At 72.3% G+C, this 25,754-nt stretch carries 20 protein-coding genes; 9 read left to right on the plus strand and 11 right to left on the minus strand.

The window, feature by feature from the left end; genetic code table 11:
• Positions 1–95: 95 nt before the first annotated feature.
• From cobM to CFW40_RS17140, 3 genes are all read right to left on the minus strand, one after another.
• Positions 96–932, minus strand: a complete 837-nt coding sequence (cobM, locus tag CFW40_RS17130; protein ID WP_256331428.1) for a precorrin-4 C(11)-methyltransferase — start codon at positions 930–932, stop codon at positions 96–98.
• The gene (gene cbiT, locus CFW40_RS17135; protein ID WP_088798720.1) at positions 929–2,380 is read right to left on the minus strand and encodes a precorrin-6Y C5,15-methyltransferase (decarboxylating) subunit CbiT; all 1,452 of its coding nucleotides are present in this window, start codon (positions 2,378–2,380) and stop codon (positions 929–931) included. Before cbiT ends, cobM begins: the two co-directional genes overlap by 4 nt.
• A 244-nt stretch (positions 2,381–2,624) precedes the next feature.
• Positions 2,625–2,894, minus strand: a complete 270-nt coding sequence (locus CFW40_RS17140; protein WP_256331427.1) for a hypothetical protein — start codon at positions 2,892–2,894, stop codon at positions 2,625–2,627.
• A gap of 226 nt (positions 2,895–3,120) precedes the next feature.
• On the opposite strand from CFW40_RS17140, the gene CFW40_RS17145 reads away from it, so the two are divergent.
• The 3 genes from CFW40_RS17145 (at position 3,121) to CFW40_RS17155 (ending at position 6,159) form a co-directional block, all read left to right on the plus strand.
• Complete coding sequence (locus CFW40_RS17145; RefSeq protein ID WP_088798721.1) at positions 3,121–4,140, plus strand: cation diffusion facilitator family transporter; 1,020 nt, start codon at positions 3,121–3,123, stop codon at positions 4,138–4,140.
• Positions 4,141–4,256: 116 nt separating this feature from the next.
• The gene (locus CFW40_RS17150; protein ID WP_088798722.1) at positions 4,257–4,949 is read left to right on the plus strand and encodes a hypothetical protein; all 693 of its coding nucleotides are present in this window, start codon (positions 4,257–4,259) and stop codon (positions 4,947–4,949) included.
• A gap of 223 nt (positions 4,950–5,172) precedes the next feature.
• Positions 5,173–6,159: a hypothetical protein gene (locus tag CFW40_RS17155; protein ID WP_176956480.1), complete on the plus strand. Its 987-nt coding sequence runs from the start codon at positions 5,173–5,175 to the stop codon at positions 6,157–6,159.
• 7 nt (positions 6,160–6,166) lie between these two features.
• On the opposite strand, the gene CFW40_RS17160 is transcribed toward CFW40_RS17155, so the two are convergent.
• On the minus strand, positions 6,167–7,108 hold the full coding sequence (locus CFW40_RS17160; RefSeq protein WP_176956479.1) for an NADP-dependent oxidoreductase: 942 nt from the start codon (positions 7,106–7,108) through the stop codon (positions 6,167–6,169).
• A 257-nt stretch (positions 7,109–7,365) separates the two neighbouring features.
• Between CFW40_RS17160 and CFW40_RS17165 the strand changes: the two genes are divergently transcribed.
• Positions 7,366–8,523, plus strand: a complete 1,158-nt coding sequence (locus CFW40_RS17165; RefSeq protein WP_088798724.1) for a betaine/proline/choline family ABC transporter ATP-binding protein — start codon at positions 7,366–7,368, stop codon at positions 8,521–8,523.
• A gap of 64 nt (positions 8,524–8,587) precedes the next feature.
• Here CFW40_RS17165 and CFW40_RS17170 read toward each other — a convergent pair whose 3' ends face one another.
• The 3 genes from CFW40_RS17170 to CFW40_RS17180 are packed head-to-tail and all read right to left on the minus strand — an operon-like array spanning position 8,588 to position 10,973.
• Positions 8,588–9,556: an ABC transporter substrate-binding protein gene (locus CFW40_RS17170; protein WP_256331426.1), complete on the minus strand. Its 969-nt coding sequence runs from the start codon at positions 9,554–9,556 to the stop codon at positions 8,588–8,590.
• Positions 9,553–10,227, minus strand: a complete 675-nt coding sequence (locus CFW40_RS17175; RefSeq protein WP_088798726.1) for an ABC transporter permease — start codon at positions 10,225–10,227, stop codon at positions 9,553–9,555. The genes CFW40_RS17170 and CFW40_RS17175 overlap by 4 nt, the downstream gene beginning before the upstream one ends.
• Positions 10,224–10,973: an ABC transporter permease gene (locus CFW40_RS17180; RefSeq protein ID WP_088798727.1), complete on the minus strand. Its 750-nt coding sequence runs from the start codon at positions 10,971–10,973 to the stop codon at positions 10,224–10,226. The genes CFW40_RS17175 and CFW40_RS17180 overlap by 4 nt, the downstream gene beginning before the upstream one ends.
• 312 nt (positions 10,974–11,285) lie before the next feature.
• On the opposite strand from CFW40_RS17180, the gene CFW40_RS17185 reads away from it, so the two are divergent.
• Positions 11,286–12,119 carry a polysaccharide deacetylase family protein gene (locus CFW40_RS17185; RefSeq protein WP_088798728.1) on the plus strand — a complete coding sequence of 278 codons (834 nt, stop codon included), beginning with the start codon at positions 11,286–11,288 and terminating at the stop codon, positions 12,117–12,119.
• A 96-nt stretch (positions 12,120–12,215) separates the two neighbouring features.
• On the opposite strand, the gene CFW40_RS17190 is transcribed toward CFW40_RS17185, so the two are convergent.
• Entirely contained in the window at positions 12,216–12,794 is a 579-nt protein-coding gene (locus CFW40_RS17190; RefSeq protein ID WP_176956478.1) for a VanZ family protein, read from the minus strand.
• Positions 12,795–13,016: 222 nt separating this feature from the next.
• Complete coding sequence (locus tag CFW40_RS17195) at positions 13,017–14,351, minus strand: esterase family protein (RefSeq protein ID WP_088798729.1); 1,335 nt, start codon at positions 14,349–14,351, stop codon at positions 13,017–13,019.
• 679 nt (positions 14,352–15,030) lie between these two features.
• Between CFW40_RS17195 and CFW40_RS38695 the strand changes: the two genes are divergently transcribed.
• The 4 genes from CFW40_RS38695 to metG all read left to right on the plus strand — a co-directional run bounded on the left by CFW40_RS38695 (position 15,031) and on the right by metG (position 21,763).
• Complete coding sequence (locus CFW40_RS38695; RefSeq protein WP_088798730.1) at positions 15,031–16,800, plus strand: VWA domain-containing protein; 1,770 nt, start codon at positions 15,031–15,033, stop codon at positions 16,798–16,800.
• Between the two features lie 358 nt (positions 16,801–17,158).
• Positions 17,159–18,082 carry a hypothetical protein gene (locus CFW40_RS17205; protein ID WP_143034556.1) on the plus strand — a complete coding sequence of 308 codons (924 nt, stop codon included), beginning with the start codon at positions 17,159–17,161 and terminating at the stop codon, positions 18,080–18,082.
• A 245-nt stretch (positions 18,083–18,327) separates the two neighbouring features.
• Entirely contained in the window at positions 18,328–19,917 is a 1,590-nt protein-coding gene (locus CFW40_RS17210; RefSeq protein ID WP_256331425.1) for an MFS transporter, read from the plus strand.
• Positions 19,918–20,044: 127 nt separating this feature from the next.
• Entirely contained in the window at positions 20,045–21,763 is a 1,719-nt protein-coding gene (gene metG / locus CFW40_RS17215) for a methionine--tRNA ligase (protein WP_088798733.1), read from the plus strand.
• Positions 21,764–21,936: 173 nt separating this feature from the next.
• Here metG and CFW40_RS17220 read toward each other — a convergent pair whose 3' ends face one another.
• On the minus strand, positions 21,937–23,661 hold the full coding sequence (locus tag CFW40_RS17220) for a hypothetical protein (protein ID WP_143034555.1): 1,725 nt from the start codon (positions 23,659–23,661) through the stop codon (positions 21,937–21,939).
• A gap of 192 nt (positions 23,662–23,853) precedes the next feature.
• On the minus strand, positions 23,854–25,617 hold the full coding sequence (aspS, locus tag CFW40_RS17225; protein WP_088798735.1) for an aspartate--tRNA ligase: 1,764 nt from the start codon (positions 25,615–25,617) through the stop codon (positions 23,854–23,856).
• Between the last annotated feature and the right edge of the window lie 137 nt (positions 25,618–25,754).

Here is a 25,754-nt window from a genome sequence, read left to right on the forward strand (position 1 = left end):
CCGGCATCAGCAGGACGCACCGGAGCCCCGGGACCTTCCGTCCCGGGGCTCCGGTGCGTCTGCGTCCGCGTCTGCGTCTGCGTCTGCCCTGATGTTCAGGGAGTGTCGGCAGGAGCGGGCACGGAGTCCTGTGCACCGCCTTCGCCTCCGCCCCCACCTGCACCGGCCCCATCTGCCCCGCACCCGCCGTGCGGCCGCTCCCGGTCCGCCGAATAGAGGTGGCTGTCGCGGAACTGCTCGGCGCCCAGCGTGCGGCCGACCATGATGACGGCCGTACGGACCACGCCCGCGGCCTTCACCTGTCCTGCGATGTCGGCGAGGGTGCCGCGCAGGACCAGTTCGTCGGGGCGGGAGGCCATGGCGACGACGGCGGCCGGGCAGTCGGCGCCGTAGTGCGGCAGGAGTTCGTCGACGACCCGGTCGACGTACATCGCGGCCAGGTGGAGGACCAGCAGCGCACCGCTGCGGCCGAGGGTGGCCAGGTCCTCGCCCTCGGGCATGGGGGTGGCGCGCTGGGCGACGCGGGTGAGGATGACGGTCTGGCCGACGGTGGGGACGGTCAGCTCGCGCCCCAGGGCGGCGGCGGCCGCGGCGAACGCGGGCACGCCCGGCACCACGTCGTACGGCACCCCGGCCGCGTCCAGCCTGCGCATCTGCTCGGCGACCGCGCTGAAGACGGACGGGTCGCCGGAGTGCAGCCGGGCGACGTCGTGGCCCTCCTCGTGGGCGCGGACCATCTCGGCGGTGATGGTGTCGAGGTCCAGCTGAGCGGTGTCGATGAGCCGGGCGCCGGGCGGGCACTCGGCAAGCAGCTCCCGCGGCACCAGGCTGCCCGCGTACAGGCAGACCCCGCAGGAGGCGAGCGTACGGGCGCCGCGCACGGTGATCAGGTCGGCGGCGCCGGGACCCGCGCCGATGAAGTGGACGGTCATGGTTGCTCGGTCTCCTGGGGGCGGGAGGACGGGGACGGGGAGGTGGCCGGGAAGGCGGCCGGCGGCTGCACGGCCGGCCGCGGCTTCACTGCCGACCACTGGGTGACCGGCATCGCCTGCCGCCAGCCCGTGAAGCCGCCGACCGGCACCGCATGGGCGACCGCGAGCCGGACCAGTTCGCCGCCGTACCGCCGGTGGCAGTCGGCGAGCTGTGCCTCGGACTCCAGCGTCACGGTGTTCGCGACGATCCGGCCGCCCGCGGGCAGCGCCTCCCAGCACGCGGCCAGCAGGCCGGGGGCGGTCAGCCCGCCACCGATGAACACCGCGTCCGGCGTCGGCAGTCCCTCCAGCGCGGCGGGCGCGGAACCGTGGACGACGCGTAGCGCGGGGACACCGAGCGAGCGGGCGTTGCGGCCGATCCGCTCGGCCCGTACGGCGTCCCGCTCGACGCCGATGGCGCGGCAGGTGCGGTGCGCGCGCAGCCACTCGATGGCGATGGAGCCGGAGCCGCCGCCGATGTCCCACAGGAGTTCGCCGGGGGCGGGCGCCAGCGCGGCGAGGGTGGCGGCGCGGACATGGCGCTTGGTGAGCTGGCCGTCGTGTTCGTAGGCGGCGTCGGGGAGGCCGGGGACAGTGGACAGCGGCGGGGTGCCGGGCGCGCGCCGGCAGTCGAGGGCGATGACGTTGAGGGGGTCGGCGGGCGGGGCCTCCCAGCCGTCGGCGGTGCCCTCGGCCGTGCGTTCGCGGGGACCGCCGAGTTGTTCCAGTACGCGCATCCGGGTCGGGCCGAAGCCGTGGGCGCGCAGCAGGGCGGCGACCTCGGCGGGGGTGCCGGCACCGGCGGACAGCACCAGCAGGCGGTGGCCGTCGTACAGCCCGCGGGCCAGATTCTCGGCGGGCCGCCCGACGAGCGTGATGACCTCGGTGTCCTCCAGCGGCCAGCCGAGGCGGGCGCAGGCGTAGGAGACGGAGGAGGGGTGCGGGAAGATCCGGAGCCGGGGCGGGTGGGGTGACTGGGGCTGCTGGGTCTGTTGGGTCTGTTGGGTCTGCTGGGGCTTTGGCGAGGTCGCCGCGGCCGCTGCCGCTTCCCCTTCCCGTCCCGGTGCCCCCTCCGCTTCCGCTTCCGATGCCGTTTCCGCCAGCACCTCGGTCAGGGTCCGCCCGATCCCGTAGAACATCGGATCACCGCTGGCCAGCACGCACACCCGGCGCCCGGCGTGCGTGGCGAGCAGTCCGGGGACGGCGGGGCGCAGGGGGGAGGGCCACGGGACGCGCTCGCCGGCGCACTCGCCGGGCAGCAGCGCGAGCTGGCGGGGGCCGCCGATCAGCACCTCGGCCCGTTGCAGGGCCTGCCGGGAGGCGGCGGGCAGTCCGTCCCAGCCATCGGCCCCGATGCCGACGACGGACACGGGTTCAGGAGCGGCCGGGGCGGGTGGTGCGGGGCTCACTGCCGAGTACCTCAGAGGTCGGGAGGGGCCGGAGCCGGGGAACCCGCCGACGGCGAAGACGACGAAGGGGCACCGGTCCGGGGGACGGGAGCCGAACTTTACTGACCGGTCGCCTCACGCGGTCCCGCTGCCCCCCGGTCAGCCCGCGCGGCGGCCCCATTTGCCCCGGTCAACCCGCGCGGCGCCCCCTGCCCCTGGTCAACCCGCGAGGCCCCTCGTCAACCCGCGAGGCGGGCCCCTTCGCTCACCCCAGCACCACGAGCAGGAACTGCCAGGCGAACAGGAACGCCGCGCAGAAACCCACCCCCGCCGGCAGCCACTGCCAGATGCCACGAGGGGAGTCGAAGCAGACCAGGTACCCGAGCACGGCGACCACGCCGGTCAGGGCCCCCAGCCAGAAGGGGAGGCCGTCGTGGTACCCGTACAGGATCGCGACGGCGGCCAGCAGGCCGAGCACCGCCAGGATCTGGCCCTTGCCGGGTGCGGGCCGCACGGTCTCGCCCGTAGCGCTCATAGCGCCGGATGCTACCCGGGCGCACCGGCCCCGGCGGCTTCCCACGCCAGCCGGGAGCGGACATCCGAATTCCGTTTGCCGGCCCCGCTCCCCTTTCCGTCCGCACCGCTCTGACCAGTCACGACAGTCCGTTCGACGGTAATGACAACGGTCACCGATGCAGCCTTTGGATCTTTTGCTGAAGTGCGGTTTGCTTCGCAGCAGGGAGCCAGGAAGGAGCGCGCCCATGACCGAGCACGCCCACAGCCACGGGCACAGCCACAGCCACGCCCACGGGGTCGCACCGGACGCCGACCGGCGCTGGCTGCGCAGTGCGCTCGTGCTGCTCACCGCATACATGGCGGTCGAGGTCGTCATCGGTGTCCTGGCGCAGTCCCTGGCACTGATCTCGGACGCCGCCCATATGCTCACCGACGCGGTCTCGATCGTGCTGGCCCTGGTCGCGATGCGGCTGGCGGCGCGGCCCGCGCGTGGCGGGTACACCTACGGCCTCAAGCGCGCCGAAATCCTCTCCGCACAGGCCAACGGCATCACCTTGCTGCTGCTGTCGGTCTGGCTGGGGTACGAGGCGGTCCAGCGGCTGATCTCGCCGCCCGCGGTGACCGGCGGGCTGGTGCTGGTCACCGCGCTGTCCGGGATCGTGGTGAACCTGATCTGCACCTGGCTGCTGTCCCGCGCCAACCGCTCCAGCCTGAACGTCGAGGGCGCCTACCAGCACATCCTCACCGACCTGTTCGGCTTCGTCGCCACCGCGCTCGCCGGTCTGATCGTGCTGACGACGGGCTTCGAGCGGGCGGATGCGATCGCCTCGCTGGTGGTCGTCGCGCTGATGCTGCGGGCCGGTACGGGGCTGGTGCGCGAATCCGGGCGGATCTTCATGGAGGCCGCACCGGCCGGTGTGGACCCGGACGCGCTGGGCGAGCGTCTGGTCGCCACGGACGAGGTCGTCGAGGTGCACGATCTGCACATCTGGCAGATCACCTCCGGGCAGCCGGCGCTCTCCGCGCACATCCTGGTGGCGCCGGGCGGCGACTGCCACAAGGTCCGCCGCGGTCTGCAGGAGCTGCTGAGCGGCGAGTACGGCATCAGCCACGCCACCCTCCAGGTCGACCACGTCGGCGCACAGGGCTCGCCCGATGACGTGCTGACACTGGGTCAGCGGCCCGGCGCCGACGCGCAGGAGGAGGCCGGCCATTGCGAGGACTCCCACGGCCCGGTGCACCGGTCGGGACCGCACCGGCGTTGAGCAGTGGCGACCGCCCGGGTGAGGGGCGACGGCCACCGCCCCTCACTCGGGTGAACCCGGCCCGGGAGAAGGCCGCCTGCCGCCGGTGACGGGGGCCGCGATGCTCGGATGACGGCATGAGAACCGCCGTTGTCTGCGCGCTGCTGTGCGCCGCCACGCTCCCCGGACCGTCCGCCGCCGCGTACGCCCCGCAGGCACCGCCCGCCGCCGGGTACGTCGCACAGGCACTGCCCGTCACCGCGTACGTCCCGCACGCACTGCCCGCCGCCGGGTACGCCCCGGCGCCCCCCGCCGTCTCGGTGACGGTGGCGGTGACCGACGGCCGGGACGACGCCGAGGCCGGCAAACGGCTCGACTACCGCATCACCGTGCACAACCTGGGCCCCACCGCCGTCCACCGCGCCCGCATCGAGCAGGAGATGCCGGCCACCACGACCTCCGCCACCGCGCCCGGCGCCACCGTCGAAGGGCGCGGCGTGGGCCGGCAGAAGGTGATCTGGCGCTCCGATCTGCCCGCACACGACATCCAGGTGTTCACCGCCACGGCCGTGCTCGGCGACCGGGCCGACCGCACCGGCAGCGCCGCCCCCGGCACCCTGCGTGCCGCCGCCACGGTCTGTGTCTACGTGGACGAATCCTTCGCCCCCACGGCCTGCTCCGGCGACCTGGACGACCTGCCGGAGACGCACGCGGACGCCGGGGCCGGCGACGCCTGGGGGTGGTGGGCGGCGGCCGCCGCGGCCGCCGCGCTGCTCGGGCCGGGAGTGGTGCGGGCGGTACGGCGGCGGCGCGGCGCGGCGGCGCGCTGAGCCCACGATCGCGCTGAGCCCACGGCCGCGCTGAGTCCACGGGCGCCCGCCGGGTCACCCGGCACCGGGCCGGGGCCGCCCGCCGGGTCACCCGTTGGCACCGGCCCCGCTCGCGGGCGGCGAGGGTTCGCACTTGCCTGGAAGCAGGCCGTGGAGCGCGCTGCGGGGGACGTCCCGCGCCCGGCCGGCCCATGGGTCCGCCGGGCAGGAAGGACCAGACGCGATGTCGGCGAACGCTCCCCTACGCCCCGGCGGGCGGGTGCCGGAGCGGGAGCGGTCGCCATGGCGGCGCGGGCGGGCGGTGGCCGGCAGGGTGCTGCTGCTGTGCGGGGCATTGCTGCTGCCGCTGGGTCTGGCGGCGACCTGGGCGCGGGCCGAGCTGACCGAGACCGACAGCTATGTGGCGGCGGTGGCACCACTGGCCCAGAACCCCGCCGTGCAGAACGCGGTCGTCGACGATGTGACGGACGGGGTGATGGCGCATGTCCGGCTCGACGGGCTGCTGGACGCCGTCCCGCGCGCCGAGCGTCCCGCACTGCGCAAGCACTTCACCCGCGGCCTGCGCCAGTTCGTGGCCACGCAGGTACGGCAGGTCGTCACCGGGCGCGGCTTTCCCGCGGTGTGGAACGGGGTGCACCGGACCGCCCACCGGAGCCTGGACGGCAGTCTGACCGCCTCCGGCCGCTCCGCGGTCACCCTCGATCTCACACCGGTCGTGGAACGGGTCAAGCGTCAGCTGTCGCACAACGGCATGGGGCTGGACCTCCTCCGCCGGGTGCCGCGGGCCGGGGTGGAGATCGTGCTGCTGAAGGCACCGGACGTGCCGCGGATCCGGGCCGTTTACCGGGTCGTGCGGACCGGGGCACTGCTGTTGCCGCCCGCCGCGGCGCTGTGTCTGACCGGCGGGCTGCTGCTCGCGCGGCAGCGGCGGCGGGCGCTGATCTGTACGGGACTGGGCTGCGCGGCGGCCGCCGCCCTGCTGGCCGCCGCGCTCGCGCTGGTCCGCGGCCGGGCGCTGGAGGCGCTGCCCGCCGTGATCTCCCGGCCCGCCGCGGGCGCCTACGCCGACGCGCTCACCGGTCCGTTGCTCACCGGCGTCTGGCTGATCGTCGGCGCCGGCACGCTGACCGCGGCGCTGGCCGCGGCGGGTCCGCCGGCGGCCCGGACACTGCGGGCGCGCCGGCTCGCCCGCGCCGCCGCCGGGCCCTGAGCTCCGCTCAGATCGCCAGGACCGTCTTGCCCTGTGCCCGGCCGCTGCGGCTGGCTTCCAAGGCCTCCGGCGCCTCCTCCAACGCGACCTCGCGTCCCACGAGGACCGTCAGCCGGCCCGCGTCGACCTGGCCGGCAAGGATCTCCAGCAACTGCGGGGAGGGGCGGTTGACGAAGTTGAAGCCGCGCAGGTTGTTGTCGGTCAGCTCATCGGCGTCGGCCGAGCCGAGGAGCGAGACGGCCGTGCCGCCGTCGCGTACGGTCCGGGTCAGCTCGCGGAACTCGGCGGGCCCGCCGACCATGTCGATCAGCACGTCGACGCCGTCCGGATGGGCCGCGAGGACCTGGTCGGCGAGCGGGCCCGCGGCGTGGTCGACGGTCTCCGCGGCGCCCAGCGTCCGCATCAACTCCGCCTTCGCCGGGCGCGCGGTGGCGATCACCTCGGCGCCGCGGCCGGCCGCGAGCTGGGTGACGAAGGTGCCGACGCCGCCGGTCGCACCCACGACCAGCACCCGGGTGCCCTCGGTGACCCGGGTCTCCTCGACCAGGTTGTACGCGGTCATGCCGGCCGTCGGCAGTCCCGCGGACGTGGCGTAGGTGACGCTCCGGGCGGCGTGCGCGAGGCGGCTCTCGTCGGCGACGGCGAGCTCGCAGTAGGAACCGCCGCCCTGCTCCGGCCGCTGGAACTGTCCGAACACCGCGTCGCCGACGGTGAATCGCCGTACGCCGTTCCCGATCGCCAGGACCTCGCCCGCCCCGTCCGACCCCAGGACCAGGGGGAAGGCCGCCGGCACGGCATCGCCGAACATGCCGTCGGCGAGCTTCCAGTCGACGGGGTTGAGTCCGGCGGCGGACAGCCGCACCAGAACCTCACCGGGTCCTGGTTCGGGCTGTGGAAGATCCATGAGCTGCGGCTTTTCACCGAATGCGCTGACTGCTACGGCTCTCATCGTGGCGTTCCCTTCCACCCTTCCGAACGGTGGCCGAAGGGGATCGTAAGCACGCCGGTGGGGCCGGACGCGGCAGGAGGAGAGGCGGTGCGGCGGAAGCAACTCGTACGGCCCCGCGCACCGGGGCTGTCCGGCCCTCCGTTCGGCGGGACGCGGCCCCACGGCCCGCCGGCCCGGCCCGTACGTCCCCGGCACCGGCGGCCACCCGATTGCCCGTGTGACGGGTCCGTTCACACCCCGCGGGATTCAATGGCGCAATGATCCGGTTCGAGTCCGTCACCAAGCGCTACCCCGACGGGACCACCGCCGTCGACGACCTCTCCTTCGAGGTCGGCGAGGGGGAGTTGGTGACGCTGGTCGGACCGTCCGGCTGCGGCAAGACGACGACCATGATGATGGTCAACCGGCTCATCGACCCCACCCACGGCCGGATCTCCGTCGACGGTGCGGACGTCGCCGGTGTCGACCCGGTCGCCCTGCGCCGCCGGATCGGCTATGTCATCCAGCAGACCGGTCTCTTCCCCCACCGCACCGTCCTCGACAACACCGCCACCGTGCCCTTTCTGACCGGCTGGAAGAAGGCCAGGGCCCGCGAGCGGGCCGCCGAACTCCTGGACCTGGTGGGCCTGGACCCGGCGGTCTACGGCTCGCGCTACCCCGACCAGCTCTCCGGTGGCCAGCGGCAGCGGGTCGGGGTGGCCCGTGCGCTCGCCGCCGACCCGCCGGTGCTGTTGATGGACGAGCCGTTCGGCGCGGTCGACCCGGTCGTCCGCGACCGGCTGCAGAAGGAATTTCTGCGGCTGCAGGCCACCATGCACAAGACGGTGCTGCTGGTCACCCATGACATCGAGGAGGCCATCCGGCTCGGCGACCGGATCGCGGTCTACGGGGAGGGCCGGATCGAGCAGTACGACACCCCCGCGAGCGTCCTCGGCGCCCCCGCCACCCCCTATGTCGCCGAATTCGTCGGCACCGACCGCGCGTTGAAGCAGCTCTCGGTCACCGGGATCGACCGTGGCGACCTCGAACGCCCTCCGCTCGTGCGGCTCGGCGAACCGGCGGCGGACGCCGGGAGACGGCTGCGGGCCGAGGGCGCCCGCTGGGCGGTGGTGCTCGACGAGGAGGGCGCACTCCACGGCTGGGCGGGCACGGAGGAACTGGCCGCAGTGGCGGGCACGGTCGCCGGTCATGCCCGCCGGATGGAGGCCTGGGTGCCGGTGAGCAGCACGCTCAAGGCAGCCTTCAGCGAGATGCTGAAGCATGACGCCGGCTGGATCGCGGTCCTGGACGGCCACCGCTTCCTGGGCGTCCTCACACCGACCAAGCTCCATGAGGCGCTGCGCCGCACCATCGGCTCCGACGAGCAAGGGGTGCCGCGTGAGCGGGCCGCGGTGGATTCCGTTCCCACGGAGTGAGGGCGCTCGGCGGAGTGGGCTGTTTCACGTGAAACAGCCCGCCACCCCGCACACCCGGCGCGCGTCACCCCCTGGGCAACAGCCCGTGGGACCGGAGGTAGTTGCGGGCCACATCCGCCGGCAGGCGCCGCCAGCTGTCTACCTCCTCATCGAGGTGGGCCAGATCGGCGGTGGTCAGGACCTTGTTGAGCCGGTTGAGTGCGGCGGCCGCCCGTGCGCTGCCCGCGCGGGCGCGGTTGACGACAGGGACGACGTAGTCCGCGTTCTGGAGCTTCTTGTCATCGGCGAGCAGCACCAGGCCGAACTGGTCGAGGGTGGCATCGGTGCTGGTGGTCAGCACCATCTGGTCCTGACCGTTCTGGACGGCCTGCTTGGCGGGCGTGGTGCCGACACCCTTCGGGTCGATGGCGGTGATGTGAATCCCGTACTTCTTCTTCAGCCCCGGTGCGCAGAACGGCCGCTGGACACACTCATCGCCCGCCGCCAGACGCACCGGCAGCTTGGCGCGGCCCAGGTCGCCGAGGGTCTTGAGGTGGTGCTTGCGGGCATAGGCGGCGCTCACCGCGAAGGCGTTCTGGTCGACGGCCCGGCCGGCCGGGAGCACGGTCAGACCGCGGGGGCCGGCGAGGCGGCGCAGCGCGGCCATGGTCGCGCCGAGGTCCGGCGAGGCGACCGGTGCCGCCTGGGCCCCCTTGTTCTTGGCGTTGAGCCAGTCAGCGAAGGTGGCGGCGTACTCGGGGACCACATCGATCTGCCCGGCCTGCACGGCCGGTTCGTACAGCTCACGGTTGCCGACCGTCAGGACGTGGGTGCGGTAGCCGGCGTGCTGGAGCAGCGCCGCGTACATCTGGGCCAGCAGCTCGCTCTCCGTGAAGCCCGCCGAGCCGATGGCCAGATCGTGGCTGTCGCCGGGGGAGACGGTGATCGCGGAGCGGTTCTCCAGGGAGGGGCCGCCGGCGCAGGCCGAGAGCCCGAGTGCGGTGAGGGCGGCGACGGCGGTGAGGGCAGCAAGCGCCGCACCGGCCGCCCTCACCGGATCCTCCCCCGTGACCGGTCCGGCGCGCACCGCTGGGCCAGCTCGAAGGCGGCCTCCATCAGCAGCGCGAACACCGCGACCAGGACCGCGCCGGCGACCACCTGAGGCGTGCTGGCCAGGTTGAACCCCGCGGTGATGATCCGGCCGAGGCCGCCACCGCCCACCAGCGCGGCGAGCGTGGCGGTGGCCACCAGCTGGACCGCGGCGATCCGGATGCCGGTCAGGACGAGCGGGAAGGCGAGCGGCACCTCGACCCGCCACACCAGCTGCGTCCCGGTCATCCCCATGCCCCGCGCGGCCCGCACCACGTTCCGGTCCACCTCGCGCATCCCGACATACGCATTGGTCAGCAGCGGCGGGACGGCGAACAGCACCAGCGCGATGACCGTCGGCCACTGCCCGTGCCGTCCGAGGGGAGTCAGCAGAAGCAGGACGAGTACGGCGAAGGTCGGCACCGCGCGGCCGATATTGGCGAGGTTGACGGCCAGTGCACCGCCCCGGCCGAGGTGGCCGAGGGTCAGCGCGACCGGCAGCGCGATCAGGGCGCTGATGACCAGGCAGGCGAAGGTGAGCACGAGGTGTTGTTCGAGGCGGTGCCAGACACCGTTCTCGCCGGACCAGTTGGCGGCGGTGGTCAGCCAGGCCCAGACCGCGGAGAGGGTGTTCATGTCCGCCGCCCGGCGGCGGTGACCAGCCGCTTCACTCCCTCGCCGGCCCGGGTCCGCCTCCGCGCCCGGTGTCCGGCCCGGCGCCACGGGGTGAGCAGCCGCTCCGCGCCGAGCAGCAGCAGATCGAAGACGATCGCGAGGATCACGCACAGCACGGACGCGGTGAGCACCTGCGCCTTGAAGAAGGAGTTCATCCCGGCGTAGATGAGGTTCCCCAGCCCGCCGTACCCGACGATCGCCCCGACGGTGGTGAGCGCGACCGCCGAGACGGTGGCGATCCGCAGCCCGGCCATCGCGGCCGGTACGGCCAGCGGCAGCTCGATGGCCAGCAGTTGCCGCGTCGGCCCGTACCCCATCCCGCGGGCCGCTTCCTTGGCCTCGGCGGGGACGCCGTCCAGCCCCGCCAGGATGTTCCGTACGAGCAGGGTGAGGGAGTACAGGGCGAGCCCGACCACGACGAGGGTGGCGGACAGCCCGTAGACCGGCAACAGCAGCGAGAACATCGCCAACGACGGGATGGTGTAGAGGACCGTGGTGATACCGAGCACCGGCCCGACCGTCCAGCGCCTGCGGCGGGCCAGCAGCGCCAGCGGGAGGGCGATCACCAGCCCGAGCGCCACCGAGATCACCGTCAGCTGGAGGTGCTGGACGACCGCGTCGAGCAGGATCTGCCGACGGGTGCTCAGGTAGTCGCCGCAGATCCAGTCGTTACGGGCCAGACAGTCGTCCGGCGAGGGCGCGGTCACGGTACGAGTCCACCCCGGTGGGGGCGGGGTGTCGCGGCGGACGCGTCCGATCGGGGTGGGCGCGGACGGCCGCCCCGACGGCCTCGGCGCCCACCCGCTTCCCTTCCCTGCCTCACCTGCGCAGTCCACCTACACACCCCACGTATACATGCGGTGTGTACTGCCTATGTATAGTCCCTGTCGAGGTGTTCGACCCCTGTGACCGGAGGGCGGCGCGAGGCGGTGACGCCGCCGTACGCGTCGGCTTTGCCATGTGCAAAAACGCAGGTCATGGGCCCGCTGTTGCCCGCACCCGCCCGAAGAGAGGCCCGCATGCCGAAGCAGATGTCCACGGCCCGCCGTACGTCCATAGCCGGGCTGCCGGCGGTCACTGCCCTGGCCCTGGCCCTCAGCGGCTGCGCCACCTACGACGTCACCGCCCCGGCCGACGCCCGCGCCGACGCACCGGCCGCCGACGTCAAGGCGAAGGACGCCCGGCTCGCCGCGGCCGGGGACGCCAAGAACGCGGGCGGCAAGAACGGCAGCGGCGATGACGTCGACTGCCGCACGGCGAAGTGCGTCGCGCTCACCTTCGACGCCGGCCCCAGCGAGAACACCAACCGCCTGCTGGACATCCTCAAGAAGGAGAAGGTGCACGCGACCTTCTTCATGCTCGGCCGGAACCATGTCGACAAGCGCCCCGCCGAGGTGAAGCGGATCGATGCCGAGGGCCATGAGCCGGCCAACCACACCTGGTCGCACCAGATCCTGACCGACATCGAGCCCAAAGAGGCCACCCGCGAGCTGTCCCGCGTCCAGGACGCGGTCCGCAAGATCACCGGCAAGACGCCGAAGCTGATGCGCCCGCCGCAGGGCAGGACCGACGGAGAGGTCTCCGAGATCAGCAAGCGGCTCGGCCTGGCGCAGGTCCTGTGGAGCGTGACCGCCAAGGACTACCGGACCAACGACTCCGCCCTGATCACCAAGCGGGTGCTCGACCAGACCGAGCGCGACGGCATCATCCTGCTGCACGACATCTACAAGGGGACCGTGCCGGCCGTCCCCGGCATCCTCAAGGAGCTGAAGAAGCGCGGCTACACGGTCGTCACCGTCTCCCAGCTGCTGTCCCCGGCGAAGCCGGAGCCAGGGATGGTCTACCGCCCGTAGTGCCCGGCACGGGGCGGATCCTTCACGGCGCTACGGGACGGGCCGGACGAGCCTGGAGCGGGCCGGACCGGGCCCTGGAGCGAGGCCGGGCGGACCTTACGGAGCGGGCGCCTCGGAGGCCTTGGACGGCTGCTGCCCCACCGCCGAGGCCTTTCCCCCGAACCGGTGCCACCAGTGGCGACGCCGCGGATGCACCGCGCGGCCCAGCCGGAGCCCCAGCAGCAGGTAACCGATCAGCGCGCCGGCGCAGTTGAGGAGCACATCGTCGATGTCGAACGCCCGGCCGGTGATCAGCGCCCCCTGCACCAGCTCCACCAGCAGCATCACCAGTGCCGTCGCCACACCGACCCGGAGCAGCCCGCGAGCCTGGGGCAGCAGCACCGGCAGCAGCACCCCGAACGGCACCCCCAACAGGACATTGCCACCGAGCTGCTTGACCGTATCGGCCAGGTGCGGTTGCGCCAGATAGCTCCGGATCGAGTCGCCGGGGCGGAGGTTGGGATGGGTCAGCGGCACCGAGGCCGCCGACGGGGTCAGCGTGACCCGGGCCAGCGCCACCGCGAAGGCCACCATCGCGGCGAAGGCCAGCACCAGCAGAAGGATCCGGACGGCCAGCGGGGCCCGCGTGGCCACGGGAGACCACACCGCCTCGTCGCCCTGTTGCGTACGCGCCATGAGGTCACTCCCGGGGGTGCGAGGTGCGCTGTGCGCCGATGGGACATCCAGTTACCCGGGGCCCGGCGAATCATGTGACCGCTACGGACGGCCGGCCCACGCCGCACACACGTCACCCCGCGGGCACACCCGCTGCCACCTCCCGCACCCACACCACACCCCAGCACACGCAACAGGGGCGCCGGACAGCTCCGACGCCCCTGCTCTGCGATCCTCCGCGGCTCACCCCCGGGGGCGCTCCGCCTCCACCCGCCGGCGTCCCTTGTCGTCGGACGCCGTCGGCGACTTGGACGGCCCGGCCTGCTGGTCGGCGCCCGAAGCACCGCCCTTACCCGGTGCGCCGCCCTTGCCCGGTGCGCCCGCCCCCGGCTTCCGCGACGGGGAAGCAGCCTGGGTGTCCTGCGGGAACGTCAGCTGCTGGCTCTGCCACTCCAGGGCCGGCACGACCTCGCGCCGCCAGGTCGCGAACTGGTGGCTGCCCTGCGGCAGGATGATCGAGTCGACCGACATCGGCGACTTCGCGGCATGGATGAACTTCATGGTCTCGCCGTAATCCGCCTCGCCCTTCCGGCTGCTGGCGACCAGCGCGGAGATCTGCGGCGCGGGCAGGTTCTTCAGCCGCCACAGCAGATCGTGCTCACGCTCCCGCTGGGCGCCCTCGGGGCCGGGGCCGAAGAGGCTGCCGGTGGTCAGGTCGTCCTTGATCGCGTAGTCACCCGAGAGCGAGACCGCCGAGGTGTAGGCGTTCGGGTTGCGCATCGCCAGCTGCAGCGAGCAGGAGCCACCGGACGAGTACCCGAACGCACCCCAGGCGCTGGGGTCGTGGCCCACCCGGTAGGCCGACTTCATGGCGTCCGGCAGATCCTTGGTGAAGAACGTTTCGGCCTGCGGCCCGCCCGGCACATCCACACACTCGGTGTCCCGCGGCGGCGCGATCGTCGGCCGGACCATCACGATCACCGTCGGCTGCATCTTGCCCTGCGCGATCAGCCGGCCCGCGTTCTGCGGCACCTGGAGGTGCTGCGCGAGGTTCATGATCCCGCCGGGGTAACCGCTGATGACGACCATGACAGGGAACCGCTGACGGCGGAACTGCTGCTGGAAGTACTGCGGCGGCAGGTAGACGAAGCCGGGGTTTATGGCCCGGCTGCGACGGCCGACGATCCGTACGGACTCGACCTTGCCCACCTTGTCCGCGGGCCCCTTGGGCAGTCCGGTCACCCGGTCGAGGCCCTGCGGACCGGCCGGCTGGACCAGTCCGCCCTTCATATTGCCGACCGAGGCGTACTGCCCGCCCCCCTCGCTGACGGACACCGGGGCCTTGTCGTTGTTGCCCAGCAGCTCGTCCCAGTTGCCGTAGAACTCGAAGTTCGTGTTCACGGCGAGGGCGAGTGCACACACGATCGACACCTGGGTGACCAGGATGGCGCCCAGTCTGCCCAGGACGGGGCCCACCCCGCGCCGCGACAGCCGAGGCCAGAGCCACACCGTGGCGGCGACAGAGGCCACCGCCAGCACGATCACCGTGTATTCGAGCGACTGACTGGTCAGCCCCATGCGCCCACATCTCCCGTCACCCTCGAAAGGGTTCTTGCCTTCTTACGGCCGCCTAAGGCACAACGGGCGGCTCTGGACAATGGTCACCGGAGAAGACGGGCACACCTGCCCATCGGATACATGAGCGACTCACTTCTTACCCAGCTCTTGCCACATCGTTTCCGCGGCGTGATGTGGGCGGGCCCGGAGTCGGTGCCGTGCCGGCGCCGTGGCCGGAGTCGATGCCGGAGTCGTGGCAGGGGTCGCACCAACGCGCCTTCCCCTGCGGCCCCTTGCTCCGCAGGCCTCATACCCATGGGCGAACCTTTCCGAACGGCCAAGGTGCCCTGAGTGGCTGGGCGGGAGCCGGTGCGCCGGTACGGGCGGGAGCCGGTGTGCCGGTACGGGCGGATGGTGCGTACCGTCGGGCGGCGAGTACGGACTGCGGGGAGGTTTTGTGGACGGCCGAGGAGAAGGTGCGGACGACCGGACCACCTCGTACGCAGGGCGAACGCGCCCGGGCCGGGCCGGCTGAAACCACCGGCCTCCGCAACACCCCCGGATGGCCCACCGCACAAGGCGCGGGGTCCCACGATGAGGCCGGTGTCGGCGGCTACCCTTACGTATCCGTCCTGGTCAGGGACATGTCCGCGCTTCACGGACATACGCCGCACCCACCACACGCAAGAGAGGTTCGCCGATGGGCATTCGGAGTCTGCTGCGCAACGCTTTCGGTCGCTCCAAGGCGACCCGTGAAGAAACCGGCGCGGCCCCGAGCGGCGCCGACAAGCCGGAGTCCGCGACCATCCCGGAGGCTCGCGAAGAGTCCACCCCGGCCGCCGCTCCGGAGGCCGAGGTCCCGGCCGCACGGACCGCCCCCGCGGAGAGCCCCGACACGGACCCGTCTCCGGCTCCGGCCCCGACGACCGCGACGCTGCCGGCACAGGGCGGCCCGGCGGACCGGGGAGACCGGGCGGCGGAGACTTCCGTGGTGCGGGAGGACGAGGCTGTTTCCGACGTCGACGCTCACGCCGACGCCGTCGCCGGTGCGCCCGCAACGACCGAGCCGTCCACCACGGAAGCGGCCCCGGCTGCCACCCCGGCCGCTCCCGACCCCGTCTCCGACCTGGTGAGCCAGGCCTTCGACAAGCCGGAGCCCGTGACGGAGGCCGAGCCGAAGGGCGAGGCTGCGGCGGAGGCCGAGCCGAAGGGCGAGGCTGCGGCGGAGGCCGAGCCGACGGTCGAGCCGAAGGCCGAGGCTGAGCCTGCGGCGGAGGTCGTCGCGGAGCCTGCGGACAAGGCCGTTGCCGAGACCGCAGTCGCCGAGGCCGAGAACGCGACCGAGACCGAGACCGAGACCGAGCCGTCCGCGGCAGAGGCGGCGGCAGCGCCGGAAGCCACGCCCGAGCCGAAGGCCGCGCCCGAGCCGGAAGCGAAGCCCGAGGAGAAGGCGGAGCCCGAAGCGAAGGCGGAGGCAACGGCCGACACCGAGCCGAAGGCCGACACCAGCACCGCCACCGACGCCAAGGCCGCCGACCAGCCGGAAGCCACCTCCGAGGCCGAGCCGGCGACCGCCCCGGCGCCCCAGGACGAGGAGGCCGAGGACAAGTCCGCCGACGTGAAGGCCGCCGAGGACAAGGCCGTCGAAGACAAGGCAGCCGCGGCAGAGACCGCCGAGGCGAAGACCGCCGACGTGAAGGCCGCCGCAGCCGACCCGGCGACCGAGGCGAAGCCGCAGGCGGAGGACCGGTCCGAGGGCGCGGGCTCCCTCCCCGCCACGGCCCCCGCGCTCCTCAGCCTCTACAAGTCCGCGGCCGCCACCCTGGACAAGCACGGTCTCGCCACCCAGCGCGCCGCCGTCTACCTGGTCCTCGACCGCTCCGGCTCGATGCGCAACTACTACAAGGACGGCACGGTCCAGAACCTCGCCGAGCAGGCCCTCGGCCTCTCCGCGCACTTCGACGACGACGCCACCGTCCCCGTCGTCTTCTTCTCCACCGACATCGACGGCACCGCCGACATCGACCTCACCAATTACGAGGGCCGTATCGCGGAGCTGCACGCCGGCCTCGGCCACATGGGCCGTACGAACTATCACTGGGCCATCAACGCCGTCGTCGAGCACTACAAGAAGTCCGGCTCCACCGCCCCGGCCTTCGTCATCTTCCAGACCGACGGCGCCCCGACCTCCAAGCCGGCCGCCGAAAAGGCGCTCTGCGAGGCGGCCGGACTCCCCATCTTCTGGCAGTTCATCGGCTTCGGTGACCCGGACGCCAAGGGCTTCGACTTCCTCCGCAAGCTCGACGACCTGGCCGTTCCGGAGAAGCGCGTCGTCGACAATGCCGGCTTCTTCCACGCCGGCCGCGACCCGCGCGGCCTCTCCCACGACGAGCTCTACCAGCAGCTGATGGTCGAGTTCCCCGAGTGGCTTGCGGAGGCCCGCACCGCGGGCATCATCAAGGCCAGCTGACCGCTCTTCAGCGGACCGCGCTTCCGCTTCCCTGACGACACCTCACCGGCCGCGGCCGGGCCCCGGGCCCGCCGCGGCCGTCCCCTTTCGTGCCCGGCTGTACGGGGCCGCCCGCGGGAGAAAGAAAAAGAACCTCGGGGACGGTTATCCGCCGGACACCGCCCCTGGCGTTACCGATCCCGTATGACAGAGTGTTCCCCGAAATCACCGACCGCGAATACTCCAGGGTGCCGCGCCACGACACCCGCCATGACGAATATGACGGACGGAATACGACACGGGAAAGCGTTCATCCATGAATGGTGAACAAGCCCGAAAAGGCTGAACGAGTCCGTCAATCCGGAACGAGGGGGAATAAATGAATACGCCGCAGCAGCCCCAGCCGGGGTTCGGGAATGCGCCCGGACACGGTTTCCCGCCCGGCGCGCCGCCACCCGGACAGCCGGGCGGCCCCCAGCAGCCCGCCGGTCCCCAGCAGCCGGCTCCGGGTGGCTGGACACCCGCGGCCCCGCCGCCGGGCCCGTACGGACAGCAAGGACCGTATGGCCAGCCGGCGCCCTACGGACAGCAAGCCCCCTACGGCGCCCCGCAGCAGGCCCCCTACGGGCACGGCGGGCCGGGGATGCCGCCGCCCTTCCCGCCCAGGAAAAGCGCCGGGCAGAAATGGGCGATCGCCGGCGCGACGTTCGGCGGCCTGGCGCTCCTGGGGATGGTCGCCTCCGCGGTACTGCACGGCGGCCAGAGCTCCGGTGGCGGCTCCGGTGGCGACGACGCAGGCCCCAAGTACCGGATCACGGTTCCGCAGACGCTGGCCGCCGGGAAGTACAAGCTCGTCAAGGACGTCTCCCAGCAGGCCGATGCGTCGGTGCCGCACGACGGGGCCTACGCGCACGGGCTGAAGACCGCGGGCGGGCAGTACGCGAACGGCACCACGTCGCTGGTGATGATGGGTATTTACGGCACCATCGACGACCCGGAGACAGCGGTCGATCACACCTTGCGGGGAATGACGGGTGACGGAAACACGGACGTCGCGGTGTCGGACCGGAAAATCACCCCGAGCGGCGGCGGAGACCCGCTGACCTGCGGTGTGGATGTGCGCCGGGAGTCGGGACAGAAGATCACCCTGTCGTATTGCGTCTGGGCCGATTCCCGGACGAACGCGAGCGTCGCCAAGGCCGACGGCGCGGACCTGGCGCAGGACCCGCAGTCCATCGACCTCCAGGCCCTCGCCGACGAGACGGCCAAGATCCGCACCGAGGTCCGGAAACCCATGGACTGAGGCCGGCGGGCCCCTGGACGAGGCACCCGGGTACGCCACGGCACGCCGGGCACGCCGGGCACGCCGGTCAGGGCGAGCGGTGCGGCCGCCGCTCGCCCCGCCTCGCCCCACCCCGGCACAGCAGGCGCCGTCCCGCCCCACTGCCTACGCTGAATGGGGGAAATGCCCTGCTCTCACCCTGCCGCTCAGGTGCCGGCCGGCGGGGCGTGCCGGGGCGGCCGTACCAGCGAGCGAGGTGGGTCGTGATGGGTGAGGCGAGCCGAGAGGGGGGCGGCGACCCGCCTCCGGCGCCGCGCAGGCCCAGCATTCCCTCCTGGGCCACCGCGGCCGAGCCCGATCCACGGCGCTGGTGGGCGCTGGTGGTGATCGCGATTGCCCAGTTGATGGTGGTGCTGGACGCGACCATCGTGAATATCGCGCTGCCGTCGGCTCAGCGGGACCTGGGGATGTCGGACGCGAACCGCCAGTGGGTGATCACCGCGTACACGCTCGCCTTCGGCGGGCTGCTGCTGCTCGGCGGGCGGGTCGCCGACCTGGTGGGGCGGAAGCGGACCTTCATGATCGGGCTGGTCGGCTTCGCCGTCGCGTCCGGGCTGGGCGGCGCGGCCACCGGATCCGGGCTGTTGTTCGGGGCGCGGGCACTGCAGGGCGCCTTCGCGGCGCTGCTGGCCCCCTCCGCACTGTCGTTGCTGACCACCACCTTCACCATCGGGAAGGAACGCAGCAAGGCCTTCGGCATCTACGGGGCGATCGCGGGCGGGGGCGCGGCCATCGGGCTGATCGCCGGCGGGCTGCTGACCGAGTATCTGAACTGGCGCTGGTGCCTGTACGTGAACATCCCGATCGCCGTGATCGCCCTCACCGGCGCCGCCGTCTTCCTGCGCGACCGCCCCGAGCGGGGGCGCGTTTCCCTGGACGTTCCGGGTGTGGTGCTGGGCTGCGGCGGTCTGGTCGCGATCGTCTACGGGTGCAGCGAAGCGGAGCCGCGGGGCTGGGGGGACGGGCTGGTCCTCGGGCTGCTGCTGGGGGGCGTGGTGCTGCTGGGCGTCTTCGCGTGGTGGCAGACGAGGGCGCGCCACCCCCTGCTGCCGTTGCACATCGTCCGCAACCGGAATCGTGGCGGCGCCTTCCTTACCATGGCGCTGGCGGTCATCGGGCTGTTCGGAATGTTCCTGTTCATGACCTATTACCTGCAGACCGTGCTCGGGTATTCACCGGTCAGGACCGGGGTGGCCTTCCTGCCGATGGTGGCGGCGATCGTCGTCGGGTCGACGCAGATCTCGGCGAGGCTGCTGCACCGGATCCCGCCCCGGTTCCTGATGGTCCCCGGCGCCCTCCTCGCCTCCGCGGGGCTCTTCACCCTGACCTTCCTGACGGCCGAGCCCGCGTATGTCTCCCATGTACTTCCGGCCATGCTGCTCGTCGGCCTCGGCATGGGCCTGACCTTCATGCCGGTGATGGCGACGGCCACGTCCGGGGTGGCCGCGCACGACTCCGGTGTCACGTCCGCGACGGTCAACACGGCGCAGCAGGTGGGCGGTTCGATCGGTACGGCGCTGCTGAACACGATCGCGACCTCGACGAGTGCGGCGTACATCGCGGACCACCTGGCGGCCGCGGCCCGCAGCAGCGGGGCGCTCGGCCTCACCCCGGCGGTGCGGGAGGGGATCGTCAAGAGCGGAGTGGTGCACGGGTTCACCGTGGCCATCGGCGCGGGTTCAGCGATCATGCTGCTGGCCGCGCTGGTCGCCGGGCTGCTGGTCAACGGCCGGCCCGCGAGGCAGGGCCGGATCCCGGCGGAGGACCGCACGAGGCCGGCGGACGCGGCGGCGTGAGAGGGCGGAACGGGCGGGCCGGTCGCCCCGGGAAAGGCCGCGCGGGCACCCCCACCCCGTCCAGTACGATATTGACGTTCCGTAAAGCAAATCCTCACTCACCGTAGCGACTTGGGAGCAGCCGGCAATGGCTCGACACCTCATCACCAGCGCCCTTCCGTATATCAACGGGATCAAGCACCTGGGCAACATGGTGGGGTCCATGCTCCCGGCCGATGTGTATGCGCGGTATATGCGGCAGCGCGGGCACGACGTGCTCTACATCTGCGCGACGGACGAGCACGGGACCCCCGCCGAGCTGGCGGCGAAGGACGCGGGCCAGTCGGTCGACGCGTTCTGCGCGGAGCAGCACGACAAGCAGAAGGCGATCTACGAGGGCTTCGGCCTCGAATTCGACTACTTCGGCCGGAGCTCGTCGCGGGAGAACGTGGAGCTGACGCAGCACTTCGCGCGCAAGCTCCACGAGAACGGCTTCATCGAGGAGCGGGCGATCCGCCAGGTCTTCTCGATCGCCGACGACCGCTTCCTGCCCGACCGCTACATCGTCGGTACGTGTCCGCACTGCGGCTACGACAAGGCGCGCGGCGACCAGTGCGAGAACTGCACCCGGGTGCTCGACCCGACCGATCTGATCGACGCCCGGTCGGCGATCAGCGGCAGCGGTGAGCTGGAGGTGCGCGAGACCAAGCACCTCTTCCTGCTTCAGTCGAAGCTGCAGCACGAGGTCGAGGGCTGGCTGGACGGCAACGGCAGCAAGGACTGGCCGACGCTGGCCTCGTCCATCGCGCACAAGTGGCTGACCGAAGGCCTCCAGGACCGGGCGATCACCCGTGACCTGGACTGGGGCGTTCCTGTGCCGGCCGATGTGTGGCCGGAGCTGGCGGCCGAGGGCAAGGTCTTCTACGTCTGGTTCGACGCCCCGATCGAGTACATCGGGTCGACCAAGGAGTGGGCGGACGCCGTCTCCGACGGCAGCCGCGACTGGAAGTCGTGGTGGTACGAGGCCGATGACGTCCGGTACACGGAGTTCATGGCGAAGGACAATGTGCCGTTCCACTCCGTGATGTTCCCGGCGACGCAGCTGGGCACCCGCGAGCCGTGGAAGAAGGTCGACTTCCTCAAGGCCTTCAACTGGCTCAACTACTACGGCGGGAAGTTCTCCACCTCCCAGCGGCGCGGCATCTTCACGGACGCGGCGCTGGAGCTGCTGCCCGCCGACTACTGGCGCTACTTCCTGATCGCCAACGCCCCGGAGTCGGACGACACCTCCTTCACCTGGGAGCTGTTCTCGGCGTCGGTCAACAAGGACCTGGCGGACACCCTCGGCAACTTCGTCAACCGGGTGCTGTCGTTCTCCCGCAAGCGCTTCGGTGACGAGGTGCCCGCGGGCGCCGAGGCCGGGGCCGCGGAGCAGAAGCTCGGCGAGGAGATCGCCGGGCTGCTGGCGGAGTACGAGGGCCACATGGAGGCCCTGCAGTTCCGTAAGGCCGCGGCCTCGCTGCGCGCCCTGTGGAGCGCGGGCAACTCCTACCTGGAGGAGAAGGCCCCGTGGCTGGAGATCAAGACCGACAAGGACGCGGCGGCGCTGACGCTGCGGACGGCGATGAACCTCATCCACCTCTACGCGATCGTCTCCGAGCCGTTCATCCCGTCGTCGGCCAAGGCGATGCGGGGGGCTTTCGCCCTGGAGAACGACACCGCGGTGTGGGTCTCTCCCAAGGAGGCGCAGGCACTGGCCTCGGTGCCCGCCGGGACGCCCTTCACGGTGCCGCCGGTGCTCTTCGCGAAGATCACCGAGGACGATCTGGAGTCCTACCGCGAGCGCTTCGGCGGCGCGGAGCAGTAAGCCACGTCCGCCCGTGCGCGCCGGTTCCGGCCGGCGCCCCGGGGCGGTAAGCCGGTTCGGGCGCGGGCGTGTTCGCGCCCGGACCTCTCAGCACCGCACTCGCGCCCGTCCGCCCCCTGGGTCGGACGGGCGCACTGCGTCCGGAGGCCTTCCGGTCCCCGGCAGGACGTCGCTCAGCGCTTGCGCGGCGAGGACACATAAGCGGCCGGCCGCCCGAAGGCCGGCACCGGCGGCAGGGTGACCCGCCGCCAGCCACGGGCGTAGGCCGGCGGCCGCTGACCGCCTGCCACCACGACGGCGACCGGACGGCGCGCACCCAGCCGGGCCAGGCCCGCGGGGGTGATGCTGGCGTCATGGCCGCGGGGCTGGCGGGACGCACAGCCCGCCCGGTACGCCACCCGTACCGCCTCCTCGCCGCTCACCACACACGGCGGCCGTACGCCGGCCGCCCGCAGCGCCGTGGCGATCCGCTCGACACCTGCCTGTGCCCGTGCGGTGCTCCGCACCATCGTGTGCCAGACCGTCAGTTGGATGACCTCGTGGCTCAGCAGCACAAGGACGAGGACGGCCACCGCCCAGGCGTGCCGGCGGCGCGGCAGGAGGGTCAGCCAGTACAGGAACCAGGCGGCCGGCATCATCAGCAGGGCGTAGGCGGGCAGCAGGAAGCGGGGCGCCGCGTAGTCCACCGTCAGGAGGTAGGGGGCGGCCAGGCAGAAGCCGGCCAGGGCCGGGAGGACGACGGGAGCCGGGCCGTACCGGTGCAGCGGGCCGCGGGGGTCGCTCAGGCGCACCAGCGGCCACGCGGGACCGCGGCCGTGCCGCCCGCCGCCGGGGGTGGGGTCGTCCGCCGGATCCGGGCCGAAGCTACCGGGCCGGATGGGGGCCAGCCCGAGGGGGTGCCGGGCCCCGCTGCGCTCCGCCGGCCCGTACCCGTGCAGCCCGCCACGCGGCTCGCGGGCACGCAGCGCCGCCCACACCGCTCCGGCGACCGCCAGGGGCAGCACCAGCCACCACACCGCCGTCACCGGGTGTTCCCAGCTCAGATGGCAGGGGCGGCACAGGGTCTTGCCCTGGAGTGCCCGTGCGTGGTCGTCGAAGGTCAGATGCCAGCCGAGACCACCCTGAATCTGCGCGGCCCTGTGCAGCCGCGCCAGGAGCCCGCCGTAAGACAGATACGCCTCCACGACCCAGGGGGCACACCCCAGCGCCAGGCCGGCCGGCAGCGCGAGCAGCACCGCGGGGCGCCGCCAGGACGGGACGCACAGCGCGGCGGCGCAGAGCGGCACGGCCAGCCAGATGGCGTCGGTGGGACGCATCAGCGCGGCCACGGCGACCGCGGCGGCGAGGCCGGCCGCGGCACGCCAGTCGCGGCGCGGGGCCAGTTGGCGGGGCTGCTGCCGTACGGCCCGCAGGAAGCAGCCGGTGGCGGCGAGCGCGGCGTAGCCGACCCACAGGTTGGGCATCGCCTGCCCGCCGTAGAAGAGCGTGACCCACAGCCCGGCGAACAGCGCGCCGCCCAGGGCCGGTACGGGGGCGGGCAGCACCCGGCGCCAGGTGCACAGGGTGAGCAGAAGCGCGGCGCCGGAGAGCACCGCGAGGTAGCAGTGCAGCACGGTCGCCGAGGTCGTCACGGCCGCCACCGGGGCGAGCAGGAAGGTGACACCGCGAGCGCGCGGGGCGCTGAAGAACGCGGCCGGCGCATGAGGGTCGACCTGGCTGACGTACACCGTCTCGTCCCACCCCAGGCCGGGCGCGGCGACGGCGGAGGCGAGCAGGCAGGCGGTGAAGACGACGGCCACGGCGGTGAGCCACCGCAGGTCGCCTGCCGGGACGGGGCGGGTCACCCGAGCCGGCGGCCCCAGGGCGGACCTGGCGGTGAGGAGACTTGCTTGCTGCATGGGCACCACAGTGCGTGCCCTGCCGGGGCCCTGCCACACGGATGGGGCGGTCGGGGCACTCGGCCGGATCCGGAGCCGTCCGCGGGGGCGTGCCGCTCCCGGCCGAGGGGGCCGCACACGGGCCGGGGCGGCGTTTCACGTGAAACGCCGCCCCTCAGCCTGTCCGGGGCTTCTCGCCCCGGGCGATGCCGCCTACTTCGCCTGCGGCTTGCGCAGGGAGAGGTGCAGCTCCTTGAGGCGCGCCTCGTCGACCTCGCTCGGGGCGCCCATCAGCAGGTCCTGGGCGTTGCCGTTGAGCGGGAAGGCGATGGTCTCGCGGATGTTGGGCTCGTCGGCCAGCAGCATGACGATGCGGTCGACGCCGGGGGCGATGCCACCGTGCGGCGGGGCGCCGAACTTGAAGGCACGGAGCATGCCGCCGAACTCCGCCTCGACCGTCTCCTTGTCGTAGCCGGCGATCGCGAAGGCCTTGTACATGACCTCGGGCTCGTGGTTACGGATGGCGCCGGAGGACAGCTCGGTGCCGTTGCAGACGATGTCGTACTGCCAGGCCAGGATGTCCAGCGGGTCCTTGGTCTCCAGCGCCTCCAGGCCGCCCTGCGGCATGGAGAAGGGGTTGTGCGAGAACTCGATCTTGCCGGTGTCCTCGTCCTTCTCGAACATCGGGAAGTCGACGATCCAGCAGAAGCGGAACTCGTCCTCGACGAAGCGGCCGACGCGCTTGGCGGCCTCGACGCGGACCGCACCCATGATCTTGGAGACCTCGTCGAACTCGCCGGCGCCGAAGAAGACCGCGTGGCCGGGCTTGAGGTCCAGGGCGGCGACCAGCGCCTTGACGTCGTCCTCGGTGAGGAACTTGGCGATCGGGCCGGTCAGCGCATTCTCCTCGCCGACCCGGACCCAGGCCAGGCCCTTGGCGCCCTGCTGGACGGCGAAGTCACCCAGCTGGTCGAAGAACTTGCGCGACTGGTCGGCGGTGTCCGGCACGGCCAGGGCGCGGACGTGCTTGTCGGCGAAGGCCTTGAAGCCGGAGCCCGCGAAGACGTCCGAGACATCGACCAGCTCCAGCTCGGCGCGCAGGTCCGGCTTGTCGGAGCCGTACTTGAGCATCGCCTCGCGGAACGGGATGCGCGGGAAGGGCGAGGTGACCGTACGGCCGTTGCCGAACTCGGTGAACAGCTCGGTCATCAGCTTCTCGACGGGCCGGAAGACATCCTCCTGTTCGACGAAGCTCATCTCGATGTCGAGCTGGTAGAACTCGCCCGGCGAGCGGTCCGCGCGGGCGTCCTCGTCGCGGAAGCAGGGCGCGATCTGGAAGTAGCGGTCGAAGCCCGCGATCATCAGCAGCTGCTTGAACTGCTGCGGGGCCTGCGGCAGCGCATAGAACTTGCCGGCGTGCAGACGCGAGGGGACCAGGAAGTCGCGGGCACCCTCGGGGGAGGTCGCGGACAGGATCGGGGTCGCCATCTCGTTGAAGCCGAGGGCCACCATCTTGTGGCGGATGGCGGAGATGACGGCGGTGCGCAGCATGATGTTGCGGTGCATCCGCTCGCGGCGCAGGTCGAGGAAGCGGTACTCGAGGCGCCGCTCCTCGTTGACGCCGTCGTCCGCGTTGATCGTGAAGGGGATCTGGTCGGCGGCGCCGAGCACCTCGACGTCGGAGACCTCGATCTCGATCTCGCCCGTCGGCAGGTCGGGGTTGACGTTGTCGGCGCCGCGCGCGCTGACCTTGCCGTCGATCCGGACGACGGTCTCCTTGGTCAGGGAGCCAAGGGCCTCGTTGGCGGGGGTGCCGGGGCGGGCGACGAGCTGAACGAGACCGTAGTGGTCACGCAGATCGATGAAGAGGATGCCGCCCAGGTCACGTCGATTGTGCAGCCAGCCGCTGAGGCGGACGTCGGTGTCGACGTCCGCGGCTCGGAGCTCGCCGCAGTTATGGGACCGGTACCGATGCATCGCTCATCCAAGTCGTCGCGAGGTCGAGGTGAGGAGTTGTCGGGAGAGGGAGAGGAAAAGGAGTACGGGCGCGGGTGCCCGGTCGCTCTCCCCGTGGATCACCCGAAAGGCCACCCCAGGATTGACATAACCGCTCC

The sequence above is a fragment of the Streptomyces sp. 2114.4 genome, from assembly GCF_900187385.1.
Lineage (GTDB): Bacteria > Actinomycetota > Actinomycetes > Streptomycetales > Streptomycetaceae > Streptomyces > Streptomyces mooreae.